The following is a 13,150-nucleotide window of genomic DNA, read 5'->3' on the forward strand; positions in this document are numbered from 1 at the left end:
GTGATGCGCTGGGTCTTTCCAGCTGCCGCCTTGTTGCTGGTCGTGGGGATCGTAGCTCCTGTCATCGCCGTACTCGCGTCCATGTCACCCGGCGAGGCCGCGGCATCGTTTAACGCCGACGCGCGCGCCGCGCTGAACGTGTCGTTGACCGCATCGTTGGCTGCGACGGCGGTCGCCACACTGCTCGGCGTTCCGGCCGGGTACTGGTTGGGTCATGCGGGCCGGGGTGTTCGGGCCACCGCACTCTTTTTACTCGCACTGCCGCTGGCATTTCCGCCGGTAGCGTCCGGCTTGATGCTGATCGTCACCCTGGGCACGCGAGCGCCGGTCGGTGCCTGGTTGGCCGCACATGGCCTGCGCGTTCCCGACACGCTCCTCGGCGTCGGAGTCGCAGAATTCTTCGTGTCCGGTTCGTTCGTGGCCATCGCCGCCACGGCCGCGTTCGCGGCGGTGGATCCGGTGTACGCCGATGCGGCGCGCACGCTCGGTGCTGGAGAATGGCGGATTTTCGGACGAATCGCGTTGCCCGCTGCCGCCGGAAGCGTCTTGGCAGGCGTGACGTTCGCGTGGCTGCGCGCCATCGGCGAATACGGTGCAACGTCGGTGCTGGCGTATCACCCGACGTCTTTGCCGGTCGCGTTGTACGTCGCGTTGTCTGCGCAAGGGGTTCGTCAAGCGATGGCTTTGTGCTACGGATTCGTCGTGCTCGCGGTCGTTGCGCTATTGGTCGCGTGGATTCTGCGCCGCCGCGTCGTACCTTGAGGGGCATGGCGTTTCTCGACGGACTCTTCGCTCCCAACTCGGCCTTCCAAAAAAACTTTTTCTTTCTCGCTAAACGTTTCGTCCCGGGCGAATCGATCGAGTCGGCCGTTTCGACGGTCCGCGAGCTCAACGCGGCTGGGATGACGGCCTCATTGGATTACTTGGGTGAAGACGTGACGGAGCGCGAGGCCGCACTGCACACGGTCGACGCCTACCTGCGAATCCTGGATGCGCTGCAGGCGGCCGGGGTCGATTCGAACGTTTCGATCAAGCTCACGGCGCTTGGACTGTTGATCGACGAGGATTTCGCGCTGGACAACGTTAGCCGGATCGCCCAACGGGCCGCTCAGAACTCCGATCCATTCGTGCGCATCGATATGGAAGGCTCTGCCGTCACCGATGCCACCCTGCGCGTGTTCGAGCGCTGTTTTGCGGCCAACAAGAACGTCGGCATCGTGTTGCAGGCGTACCTGAAGCGCACCGCAGCCGACGTCGAGCGCGCGATCGCATTGGGAGCGCGCGTGCGCCTCTGCAAAGGCGCCTATCGCGAACCGCCCGAGATTGCGTATCAGCAAATGCCCGAGATCCGCGAAAACTATCTGCGCCTGGCCGAGCGGTTACTCTCGGCAGGCACGTATCCGGGAATCGCGACGCACGATCGCCGTTTGATCGGCGCCGTAAGAGATTTTTGTTCGCGCAACGCCATACCGCCGTCGCGCTTTGAGTTTCAGATGCTGCACGGGTGCCGTCCGGCGGAGCAACACGAACTGGTCGCGCAAGGCTACAACATGCGAGTGTACGTGCCGTTCGGAACCCACTGGGCTGGATATTTCTACCGTCGCGTGCTGGAGCGTCGCGAAAACGCCTGGTTCGCGTTGTCCTCGATCTTCTCGCGTTAACGCCGCGTGCGTGCCGTGGTGCAGCGCGTTTCGAACGCGCGCGTGTCGGTCGACCGATCCGAAACCGGCGCGATCGATGCCGGCCTCGTGGCCTATGTCGGCGTCGGCCGGAACGATACGGAACGCGACGCACTGTGGATAGCAGAGAAAATCGCCGAGCTGCGCGTCTTCGAGGACGACGCGGGCCGGATGAATCGCTCGGTCGAGCAATGCGGCGGCGGCGTCCTGCTGATCTCGCAGTTCACACTTCTCGGCGACGCGCGGCGCGGGCGGCGCCCCTCTTTCGCAGCAGCCGCTTCGGGCGAACCGGCGCGCGATCTCTACGAACGAGTCGGCAGCGCGCTCGAAACGCGCGGCCTGCGAGTCGCCTACGGCGTGTTCGGAGCCGACATGGAAGTGCAGCAAAGCAACCAAGGGCCTGTCACAATTCTTCTGGATTCCGAGCGAACGTTCTAGGAAGGCGCAGGCCGGTGTAAAACCTTTGTACGGCCCCCCAAACCTTTTGAGCGTAAGCTGCGTTCATTTAGTATCCCGGCCATCGCGGCCGGCGAAGATGTAAACGATAGGACGTGCCAGTGACTGAACAACCCAAGCGACCGGCGGGAATGTCGGTCCGCGAAGCCGGCCAAAAAGGCGGCGAGACCGTTAAGAAAAAGTACGGTCCGGAATTCTACGAACAAATCGGCCGCAAGGGCGGCTTAGCGACCAAATTGGCGCACGGTCACGAGTTTTACGAACAAATCGGGAAAAAGGGCGGTAAGAAGGGCGGCGAAGCGACCCGCGATCGTTATGGGCCCAACTTCTACGAACGTATCGGACAAAAAGGTGGCCAAAAGGTCAAACAACTCATCGAGGAAGGCAAGCGCGCAGCCGCGGCAGCGCGGGAGCAGCGCGCCAGCTAAGATTCGAACGGCGCTCTGGTTGAGCGCCGCTGTGGCGGCGACCCTTGTGGTCGCCGGCCGCATCCCCGCGCGCGCATATCCTCCTTCGCCGACAGCGCCTCCGAAGGCGCCGGCGCCAGTGACCCCTCATCCGGCCGGGAACGTTCTGCCCTTCGACTCGGACCTGGTGTTCGTGACCGACGATTCGATATCGTCGAAATCGTCCAAGACGGGTCAGCTCATCGGAACGCGATTGAAAGATCCGCTGATTGTCGGCGGTCGAGTCGTTGCACCCGCCGGAACGCCCGCCATGTTGCGCATCGTCGACGTGTCGGCCGCCGACATCGGCGATGTCTATGGATTCGTCGATATTTTCTTCGAGCCGTTGCAACTGGCCGACGGAAGAACGATTCCCCTTCGAGCGCCCATCGCGCGATTGCAGCCGCGCGACAGCGCCGGCCACGAGTCGACCGTCGAGCTCGAAGACACCGTTGCCGACGAAGTGATCCCGTACCACTTCCTGTATCACATCTTCCGCAAGGGGAAGAACTTTGTGCTTGGCCCGGGCTCGGAGATTCCCGCACGAACCGAAGCGACGCTCACGGCCCTCCCGAACGGGACGGTCGCGATTCAGACACCCGAACCGATGAGCGTCGAGTTGCGAATGCCGAAGTCGTCGTTCCCAGCTCAGCCCTTTGCCACGCCGTTCGCAAGCGGCGCATCGTCGCAATCGCATCGAGCACCGCGGCCGCAGGCGAGTCCGACCGGAACTCCCTGGCCTACTCCCGAACCGCCGACGGCAACCCCGTCTTCTTCGCCGGCGGCTTTGCCCTCGGCAGCACCATCGGCTTCGCCGTAAAGAAGGTTTGTAGCGTTTATGCACCTGCGTTCATCGTTTGCGAGTTTAGCGTTCGCCGGGATCGCGGCGATCGCAATGATTGCCGCCACGCCCGCTCCGACGGCGACCATGTCGCCCTATCCGCAAGGCACCGAGGCCGCCTTCGTCAAGTCGATCTCGGCCGATCTACAGCGCCGTTTTCCGAACCCGCAAGCCGCACAAGCCGCCGGATACTTTCGCTACACCAACGTCGATGAGGACGGCGCGATTAGCTACGCAAATTTGCATTGGCAAAGCGGCAACCCGCATCAACCCAGCCAACTGTGGTACGACGCGCAGGGCAATCTTCTCGGGGCCGATTTCTCAGCACTGCAGCGCACGTCGCCCGCACCCCCGCAAGTGTGGGGCGTCGACTATCACCGCTGGACGTCATTTCGCGAGCACATCCATTACGTCTTAAACGAGCCGGATGGGACGCAGAAATACGGCGGCGTTGGCCCGGCAAAATTCGCTGCCGCCGGCGGCAGCGTCGACGATCCAAAGCCCGAAACGCTGGTCAAGATGGGTCTCGCGACGTCGGCCGATCAGGTCGCGCACGTCTTTTTATTTCCGTCGATTTGGGACTTGATCGTGTGGGTCAAACCGAATCCGGCCGGCGCGTTTGCCGACAGCAATCCGACGGTTGCGACGCCGTCGCCGGGTCCCGCTTCAAAAATGTAGCGTAGTCCGCTGCGCTACTTGGTGCAGCGGGTCGATGCGATCTCGTAGGCGATGTCCGTGGCGCTATCCTCGGCCGTCGAAATTGCGTCGCGCTGTTTGTTGTAGTGAACGACGATCTTGACGTCTTTCGAATCTTCGGGCATCGCCTGAAGCTGCGGCGTCCATCCCGAAAGCGGATGCCCACCGCGCTCGATATTGTATTGCATCATGAACTGCGCCAGCGACGTAACGTCGGTCGCGAGCTGAAATTGATGTTGATATGCCTCGTTGAGCTTCTGCGCGGCATCGCGCATCTGCGCGGCAGCCGCCGGATCGGTGGTGAGCGACGCCGATTTGTTGAGTTGCTCGACCTCCGCGCCGATCGGACGGAGCGACGCTATGAGTACGTCCGATTCTTTGGTCAGTTTCACGCGCAGACCCAAGAAGCGGTTCACGTAATCCGGATGATCGAACATATCGTTCATCGCATCCATCTGTACGCCGACCGCATCGAACACGCGGTCGTTGGCGAGCATCGGGCGTAGCGCGGCGTTAAAATGCTCGGCCAGCGCGTTACAGTACGGAGAAGAAACGACGGTGACGATCGACTTGAGCTCGCGAGGCGCTGCGGTCGGCGATGCAGACGGAACCGGCGACGGCGCAACGCCCAGTAAGACGAACGCCAACGCCGCGCACATCGTACGGATCACTCGTTGCTCCAGTAATCCTTGAGCGCTTTGCCGCGCGACGGATGGCGCAGCTTACGCAGCGCCTTGGCTTCGATTTGGCGGATCCGCTCGCGCGTCACGCCGAACTCCTGGCCAACCTCTTCCAACGTACGTTGATGGCCGTCTTCTAATCCGAACCGCAGTACGAGAACTTTGCGTTCGCGATCCGTGAGGTTTTGCAGCACGTCCTGCATCTTCTCTTTGAGCAGCATCACCGATGCCGCTTCGGCCGGCGCCACGGCTTCCTGATCTTCGATGAAGTCGCCGAGATGTGAATCTTCTTCTTCGCCGATTGGCGTTTCGAGCGAAATCGGCTCTTGCGAGATCTTCATGACTTCGCGGACTTTTTCGGGGGTCAAACCCATTTGCTCGGCGATCTCTTCGACCGTCGGCTCCCGACCCAACTCTTGCAAAAGCTGGCGCGATACTTTGATCAGCCGGTTGATGGTTTCGACCATATGCACGGGAATACGGATGGTCCGCGCTTGATCGGCGAGCGCACGCGTGATCGCTTGCCGGATCCACCACGTGGCGTAGGTCGAGAACTTATAGCCCTTGGTATAGTCGAACTTTTCGACCGCGCGAATTAAACCGAGGTTGCCCTCCTGGATCAAATCTAGGAACAGCATTCCGCGCCCGACGTATTTCTTTGCGATCGATACCACGAGCCGAAGGTTCGCCTCGGTGAGCTGACGCTTGGCCTCTTCGCCCGAGTCCATAATCGCGCGAACGGCCGCGCCGTTTTTTGCCGATTCCAACTCGCCGGCTTCGATCCGCATTGCCAACGACTTCTCTTGTTCCATCGAGAGCAGCGGCACGCGACCGATCTCTTTGAGGTACATGCGGACCGGATCGTCCAGCGATAAGCTGTCGGAAATAGCGTCGGCTGCGGTACGCTCCTCGGCGTCGGCCTCGGCTTTTTCTTCCTTTTGATCCTCGCCTAAATCGATGCCGGAAGCGGAAATTTCCTCAAAGAACTCATCGAGCTGCTCGGGCGTGACTTCCTCGAGCACTTCGAAGGTGGCGCTGATTTCTTCATACGTCAGCGAGCCGCGACTTTTGCCGCGCGCCAGTAGTTTCTTTTTGAGTTCTTCGAGCGTAGGCGGCGGCGTTTCCGTGCCGCTAGCACTAGCTTTTTTGCGAGGCATCGAGCGTCTCACCCCCTTCGTTTCGATTTTCGTCATTTCGGTTGGCACCTGGGTCTCCAATTTCTTGCCGGTTCTCCAAATTCTCTCTTATCGTTTCAACCTCGCCGTCAGCGATTTGAATTCGGCCCACATATCGTCGGGAATCGATTCGCCGGCGGCCACACGTCGATCGATGGTCTCGTTTAACGCACGGTAACGGCCGCGTTCGTCGTCGAGCACCAAGCGTTCGACGATACGCTCCAAATGCGCGCGGCGATCCTCGGAACCAGCGTAAATCGTTGCCGAGCTCCGATCGCGCACCCCGAGGCCCGCGAGTAGCTCGGCGCTTTCGGCATCCTCGGAAAAGAGCTCGAACACGTCGGCGGTTTCCAGCAGTGCAAACGGCGCCGCAACGATGCGTTCGTAAATCCGGCGGTACGCTTCGTTGCGAAAACGCTCCGGCGCTATTCGCTTGCAAAAGTCGGCTACGAGTGCGGGTTCCTCGAGGAAGATGCTAACGGCTTCCCGTTCGAACGAAAGCGGCTGAGCCGTTGCGGGCACGTGCCGGCTACCCGTTACCGATCCGCCCGAACGCGGCGTAAAGTTCGCTGCGTCGGCGAGGAATCGGCTATTCCGAAGGTCGTCAACGCTCACCTGCAGCCGTCCTGCAACGTAGACGCGCCAGCGGTCCCACTCCGAACGATCGGTCATTTCGCGTATCAACGCTTCGGCTTTTGGTACGATGCGCGACGGCGCGTCGAAGCCCCGCTTGAGACGATCGATTTCCGCATCGATCCGAAACTCGATCGCAGGTTTGGCCCCATCGAGCAACGCCTGAAAGGCCGCGTTTCCGCGGCGCCTGACGTACGTATCGGGATCTTCATCGGGTGGAAGCAGCACGACGCGGACCGACGATCCGGCATGCTCGATGATCTTAGACGCAATATCGACGGCTTTGGTTGCGGCGGCGTTACCCGGAGCGTCACCGTCGAAGCACAGGTATACGTACTCGGCGTATTTTCGCAATTCTGACGCTTGCTCGGCCGTAAACGACGTGCCCAACGACGCCACGGCATTTTCGAAGCCCGCTTGATGCAACGCGATGCAATCGAGATACCCCTCCACCACGATCAGCGTCCGATCGAGTTGCGTCGCACGGCGCGCCAAATTCAGCGCGTACAGATGACTCCCCTTAACGTATGCCGGGGTAGAAGCGGTATTGAGATATTTCGGTTCCCCGTCTCCCAACGAACGGCCGCCGAATGCGATCGCTTCGCCGGTCGTCGAGTACGTCGGAATCATCAATCGGTCGCGGTAGAAATCGTAATATCCACGCTGGCCCATTTTGATGAGCGCCGCGTTGGCGGCGACCGCCGGATCGACACCTTCGTTGCGCAACTCCGTAACGAGCCCGTCCCAGCCGTCCGGCGCGTACCCCAATCCAAATCGCTCGATGGTGGCCGGCTCGATGCCTCGCGAAGCGCAGTACTCGCGCGCCCGGTCGCCACTCGGACTTGCGAGCACGCGTGCGAAGTATCCGGCCGCGATGCGATTGGCTTCGTAGATGGCTTCTCGCTCGGTGCGCGCACGCGCGGCCCCGGGATTTTCGGGTTCTAGCTCGATGCCGGCTTTGCTCGCCAGCATGCGAATCGCGTCGCCGAACGGCACGTTCTCCACCTTTTGCACGAAGGTCAGGACGTCGCCGCCGACCCCGCATCCAAAACATTTGAAGAAACCGCGATCGGGGTGCACGTGCAGCGACGGCGTTTTCTCGCCATGGAACGGACAAAGACCGACCAGATCGTTACCGCGTTTCTTGAGCGAAACGTAGCTTCCGATCACGGCGGCGATATCGACCCGGGAATGAATCTCCCGGATTACGCTCCGATCGAGCCTCACCGTGCTATCTTCTCCACCACCGCAGCCGACCTATGCCGCCCGGCGGAACGCTCGCACGCGGGCGCGAAGCGTCGCACGAGCGATGAAACGAATTTTCGATCCAATCCACCATTTCATCGAACTCTCGCCGGCCGAAGCGCACGTGCTCGACCTGCCCGCCATGCAACGGCTCCGGCGCTTGCGGCAGCTCGGTTTAGCGTATCTCGCGTTCCCGTCGGCCGAGCATTCGCGCTTCACGCATGTGTTGGGCGCGATGGCGGTTGGCTCGCAAGCGTTCGACGAGCTGGTACGCCATGGCCCGGATTTTTTTTCGGATGCCGCGGACGTTGCATATCAACGGCGGTTAGTGCGTGCCGCGTTATTGCTGCACGACGTCGGGCACGGACCGTTCAGCCATGCGTGTGAAGCGGTGTTGGGCGTGCGCCACGAAGCGCGGACCAAAGACGTGCTCGGCTTGGAGGAATGGCAACGTGCCCTCGGCGCGCTCGAGGTCGACCGACGCGATGTGCTGGCCCTCATCGCCGGCGAATCGACCTCGCGGTTCGCGCCGCTCAAGGAGTTGGTCAGCGGGCCGAATCTCGACGCCGACCGCATGGATTATCTGCAACGCGATGCGTACTTTACCGGCGTGCCGAGCGGCCGTTACGACGCACAACAACTGCTCGGATCGCTGCGGTTGATCCGGCGCGGCGATTCGACCGTCCTCGGCATCGACGTCCGCGGTGTTGTAGCGCTCGAGTCGTTCGTCCTCGCGCGCTACATGATGTTTGCGGCCGTCTACTTTCATCATACGACGCGTTGGTTCGAGCGCGTGCTGCAAGCGGTGCTACGCGAACTCTGGCCCGATCCACGAGCGCTCGATCCGATAGAAGAGTTTCTGCGGTGGGACGACTTCCGCGTGCTCAACGCACTCGACGGCGACGCGGGTGCGGCGGCCCGCGAGCTGCGAGAACGCATCGTTTCCTTCGGCGTCGTGGCCGAGTACAACGCCGAAAACGATTTGGGAACGTACGAAGCCTGTCGCGACGCGTTGATCGATCGCTTCGGCGAAGACAACGTTTGGGCCGACGAGCAAACGCAACCGCTGCACCGCTTGCCGTTCGGATTCGGACAGGCTTCGACCGTCTGGGTCGCAACGGCCGGTGCGGTGGTGGACGCCCGTGAAGTGTCGGACGTCATCGCGAAACTTAGCGGCAAGGCGTATTGGCGAAAGTTGTTCGTACGCCGCCGCGGCGACGCGGTAGCGCAAGCGCGCGAGCTATGCGTGCGCATCGCCCGCGCGCGCCGCGGAACGGCCTAGTCGATCGATCCGATGGCGGCTTGTGCCGCGGCCAGCCTGGCGATCGGGACTCGGAACGGCGAGCACGAAATATAGTCGAGTCCGATACGTTCGCAAAATGCGATACTGCTCGGTTCGCCGCCGTGCTCTCCACAAATGCCGATCTTGAGACCTGGACGCTGCGCCCGCCCGCTTTCGACCGCGCGCTCCATCAACGCGCCGACGCCGATCCTGTCTAATACTTGAAAGGGGTCGTCTTTGAGGATGCGCTGCTCCAGGTAGACCGGGATGAACGACGCCTCGGCGTCGTCGCGGCTGTAGCCGAACGTCGTCTGCGTGAGATCGTTGGTGCCGAACGAAAAAAACTCCGCGTATTCGGCTAAACTTGCTGCGACGATACAGGCGCGCGGCAACTCGATCATCGTCCCAATCCGGTAGGCCAACGTCGCGCCGCGTTCGCTGAAAACGCTCGCAGCCACGGCTTGCGCAGCCTGGCGCGTCGTCTGCATCTCGGCCTGCGTTCCGACGCCCGGAATCATGATGTCGGGACGAACGTCGACACCTCGCTCGAGTAGGTCACACGCCGCTTCGAAGATGGCACGAACTTGCATCGCGTAGATTTCGGGATACACGATACCCAAGCGGCAGACGCGCAAGCCCATCATCGGATTTTGTTCGTGCAGTTGCAACACGCGATGCAGGATGGCATCGCGAATCTTGAACTCCGGGTCGTCGCTTCCGCGCTGTACGCGCAGTTCGGTCACTTCGACCAACAAGTTTTCCAACGACGGCAGAAACTCGTGAAGCGGCGGATCCAGCAGCCGGATCGTCACCGTGCGGCCCGCCATCGCTTCGAGAATCCCGGCGAAGTCGGCGCGTTGCACCGGGAGCAGCTTGGCCAACGCTTCGTCGCGTCCGGCGCGATCGCCGGCCAAAATCATTCGCTGGACGATCGGCAAGCGATCGCGCTCCATAAACATGTGCTCGGTGCGGCATAAGCCGATACCCTCGGCTCCCATCTCACGCGCGCGCCGTGCGTCGGCCGGCGTATCGGCGTTGGCCCACACCTGCATACGCCGTAGCTCGTCGGCCCACGCTAAAAAGCGCTCGAGCCACGACGGCAACTCGGTCGGCGCGTCGACCAACTGCAGACGCCCAGCCGCTACCGCGCCGGTGGACCCGTCGATCGTGATCCAGTCGCCCTGCGCGAACGTGTGGCCTCCGAGCTTTGCGGAGCGGGCTTCGCGGTCGATCGTCAACGCGTCGCAGCCGGCTACGCACGGCTTTCCCATTCCACGCGCAACGACGGCCGCGTGCGACGTCGCCCCGCCTTTGGCCGTTAACACGCCCTCTGCGGCGATCATACCGTGTACGTCGTCCGGAGTCGTCTCAGTGCGAACCAGCACGACCGGTTTGCCCTCGCGATGCCACGCGACGGCGTCGTCCGCCGTGAATACGATTTGACCGGTGGCCGCGCCAGGAGACGCGTTGAGGCCTTTCCCGACCGCTTCGTAGTGCTGCGACGCATCGATGCGAGCATGAAAGAGTTGATCCAGCGATGACGCATCGACGCTTGCGACCGCCTTGCGCCGATCGATCACGCCTTCGTCGACCAAATCCAACGCGATCTTGACGGCCGCTTCGGCGCTGCGTTTGGCGCTGCGGGTCTGCAGCATGAACAGCTTGCCGCGCTCGACCGTAAATTCGAGATCTTGCATGTCGCCGTAGTGGCTTTCGAGCCGTTCGGCGATCTCGCGGAACTGTGCGAAGACACCGGGTTGGGAATCGGCTAAGTCGACGATGCGTTCGGGCGTGCGAATTCCGGCGACCACGTCTTCGCCCTGCGCGTTGCGCAGGTACTCGCCGAACAACACTTTTTCACCCGTGTTCGGATCGCGCGTGAATGCCACGCCGGTTCCCGAATCGTCGCCCATGTTGCCGAACACCATCTCCATCACGGTGACGGCGGTTCCAAGGTCGTCGGGAATTTTATGATAGCGGCGATAATCGATCGCGCGACGCGAGTCCCACGAATCGAACACCGCCGCGACCGCCAAGCGCAGCTGTTCGCGTGCGTCCTGCGGGAACTCGCGGCCGGCCACTTCACGAATTATGGCTTTAAATTGTCCGACCAGACGTTTCCACGTTTCGGCATCGACATCTGGATCGCGCTCGATGCCCAACGTCCGTTTCTCCGCATCCAGTGCATCGGAAAACCGCTCGCGGTCGACGCCTAGTACGATATCGCCGAACATCGCGACGAAACGCCGGTATGCATCCCACGCGAAACGTTCGTTGTCCGTGAGCCGCGCGAGCGCTTCGACCGTCTCGTCGTTCAGCCCCAAATTCAGTACGGTGTCCATCATGCCGGGCATCGAGATTGCCGCGCCGCTGCGCACCGAGACCAACAGGGGCCGTTCTACCGAACCCAGTTCCTTGCCGGTGCGCCGTTGCAATTCGGCCACCGCCATCGCGATCTGCTCGTCTAACCCGGGCGGAAACGAACGATCCAATTCGCCGTAGCGGAGACACGCCTGCGTCGTAATCGTGAAGCCCGAGGGCACCGGCAAGCCGGCGCCGGTCATCTCCGCTAAGCCCGATCCCTTCCCGCCCAGCAACGCCGACATGCCGCCGTCGCCCTCGTCGAAAAAGTAAACGTATTTCGGAGCGCCGGCGATCACGCCGGAGACTCCAACCGATCCCGTAACAACGCGTTCAAGGCGTCGCCGGCGACGCGTTCTTGCGCCATCGAATCGCGAGACCGCACGGTGACGCTGCCGTCATCGAGCGTCTCGTAATCGATCGTTACGCAAAACGGCGTTCCGATTTCGTCTTGCCGCCGATAGAGTTGGCCGATGTTGCCTTCATCGTACTGGGTACGATGCCGGCGGCGCAGATCGCTCTCGATCGAACGTGCCCGTTCGACGAGTTCGGGTTTGTTGCGCGCCAGCGAAAAGACCGCGATTTGCACCGGCGCGATCGCCGGATGAAAGCGCAAGACGGTCCGTTCGGTTTCTTTTCCGTTCGGATCGACTGCCTTCTCCCGTTCGAACGCGTCGATCAAGAACGTGAGTGCGGTGCGATCCATGCCTGCAGAACATTCGATCAACGACGGCGTGTAGTGCGATTTAGAGGCCTCGTCGAAGAACTGGAGATCTTTGCCCGACAGCCGCATGTGCGCGTCGAGATCGTACGTTCCGCGATGCGCGATCGACTCGAGCTCGCCCCAGCCCCATGGGAACAAATACTCGACATCGACGCCGGCCTTGGCATAGTGCGGTCGTTCCGCTTCGGTGAGTTCGTAGAAGCGCAACCGATCGGGATCGATTCCATAACTCGCATACCACGATTTGCGGCGGTCGATCCAAGACTGAAACGCCTCCATGTCGTGGCCGTCGTCGGGGACGAAATATTCGAGCTCGGCTTGTTCGAACTCGCGCACGCGAAAGGTAAAGTTGGCGGGCGTGATTTCGTTGCGAAACGATTTGCCGATCTGCGCGATGCCGAACGGCGGCCGCCGCCGCGCGGCCTGATAAACGTTCTTGAAATTGACGAAAATGCCCTGAGCCGTTTCGGGTCGCAGATAGGCGGTCGACGCGCTATCCTCCATCGGCCCCACGAACGTGCGCATCATCAAGTTGAACGCGCGTGGCTCGGTGAACGAGTCTTTGCTTCCGCAATCCGGGCACGAGGTACGGTCGCCGAGATGATCTGCGCGAAAGCGGTGCTTGCACACCTTGCAATCGACGAACACATCGTGAAACGCGTCGACGTGGCCGGACGCCTTCCACACCAGCGGATGCATGACGATTGACGAGTCGAACGCAACGACGTCGTCGCGCAGCTCGACCGTGTCGCGCCACCACGCGTCTTTGACGTTGCGTTTTAAGACGGCGCCGAGCGGCCCGTAGTCCCAAAATCCGTTAATGCCGCCATAGATCTCGCTCGACTGAAAGATAAAGCCACGCCGTTTCGCGAGCGCCGTGATCTCTTCCATCGTCGGGCGGCGCCTCTGGGTCGCCGTTTCCATTGGCCCCG

The 13,150-nt window shown here is 61.7% G+C and carries 12 protein-coding genes; 7 read left to right on the plus strand and 5 right to left on the minus strand.

Features of this window, described 5'->3' with window-relative positions:
• Positions 1-3 precede the first annotated feature (3 nt).
• The 6 genes from VGF98_07240 (at position 4) to VGF98_07265 (ending at position 4,100) form a co-directional block, all read left to right on the plus strand.
• Positions 4-762, plus strand: a complete 759-nt coding sequence (locus VGF98_07240) for an ABC transporter permease subunit (protein ID HEY1681410.1) — start codon at positions 4-6, stop codon at positions 760-762.
• A gap of 5 nt (positions 763-767) precedes the next feature.
• Positions 768-1,661, plus strand: coding sequence for a proline dehydrogenase family protein (locus tag VGF98_07245; protein ID HEY1681411.1), 894 nt, complete (start codon positions 768-770; stop codon positions 1,659-1,661).
• A 6-nt stretch (positions 1,662-1,667) separates the two neighbouring features.
• Positions 1,668-2,117, plus strand: a complete 450-nt coding sequence (gene dtd / locus VGF98_07250; GenBank protein HEY1681412.1) for a D-aminoacyl-tRNA deacylase — start codon at positions 1,668-1,670, stop codon at positions 2,115-2,117.
• Positions 2,118-2,236: 119 nt separating this feature from the next.
• Positions 2,237-2,563 (plus strand): hypothetical protein, encoded by a 327-nt coding sequence (locus tag VGF98_07255; GenBank protein ID HEY1681413.1) that lies wholly within the window; start codon positions 2,237-2,239, stop codon positions 2,561-2,563.
• Positions 2,564-2,582: 19 nt separating this feature from the next.
• Positions 2,583-3,401 (plus strand): hypothetical protein, encoded by an 819-nt coding sequence (locus tag VGF98_07260; GenBank protein ID HEY1681414.1) that lies wholly within the window; start codon positions 2,583-2,585, stop codon positions 3,399-3,401.
• 18 nt (positions 3,402-3,419) lie between these two features.
• A complete protein-coding gene (locus VGF98_07265) occupies positions 3,420-4,100 on the plus strand; it encodes a hypothetical protein (GenBank protein ID HEY1681415.1) in 681 nt (226 codons plus the stop codon).
• 14 nt (positions 4,101-4,114) lie between these two features.
• Here the strand turns inward: VGF98_07265 and VGF98_07270 are convergent, their stop codons facing one another.
• From VGF98_07270 to dnaG, 3 genes are all read right to left on the minus strand, one after another.
• Positions 4,115-4,789: a hypothetical protein gene (locus VGF98_07270; protein HEY1681416.1), complete on the minus strand. Its 675-nt coding sequence runs from the start codon at positions 4,787-4,789 to the stop codon at positions 4,115-4,117.
• On the minus strand, positions 4,786-5,955 hold the full coding sequence (rpoD, locus tag VGF98_07275) for an RNA polymerase sigma factor RpoD (protein ID HEY1681417.1): 1,170 nt from the start codon (positions 5,953-5,955) through the stop codon (positions 4,786-4,788). The genes VGF98_07270 and rpoD overlap by 4 nt, the downstream gene beginning before the upstream one ends.
• Before the next feature lie 87 nt (positions 5,956-6,042).
• Positions 6,043-7,833 (minus strand): DNA primase, encoded by a 1,791-nt coding sequence (gene dnaG, locus VGF98_07280; protein ID HEY1681418.1) that lies wholly within the window; start codon positions 7,831-7,833, stop codon positions 6,043-6,045.
• 82 nt (positions 7,834-7,915) lie between these two features.
• Between dnaG and VGF98_07285 the strand changes: the two genes are divergently transcribed.
• A complete protein-coding gene (locus tag VGF98_07285) occupies positions 7,916-9,133 on the plus strand; it encodes an HD domain-containing protein (protein ID HEY1681419.1) in 1,218 nt (405 codons plus the stop codon).
• Here VGF98_07285 and ppdK read toward each other — a convergent pair.
• Both ppdK and VGF98_07295 read right to left on the minus strand, forming a co-directional pair.
• A complete protein-coding gene (gene ppdK / locus VGF98_07290) occupies positions 9,130-11,793 on the minus strand; it encodes a pyruvate, phosphate dikinase (protein HEY1681420.1) in 2,664 nt (887 codons plus the stop codon). The genes VGF98_07285 and ppdK overlap by 4 nt on opposite strands.
• Entirely contained in the window at positions 11,790-13,142 is a 1,353-nt protein-coding gene (locus tag VGF98_07295; protein HEY1681421.1) for a glycine--tRNA ligase, read from the minus strand. Before VGF98_07295 ends, ppdK begins: the two co-directional genes overlap by 4 nt.
• Positions 13,143-13,150: the final 8 nt, after the last annotated feature.

The organism is Candidatus Tumulicola sp., assembly GCA_036490475.1.
Lineage (GTDB): Bacteria > Vulcanimicrobiota > Vulcanimicrobiia > Vulcanimicrobiales > Vulcanimicrobiaceae > Tumulicola.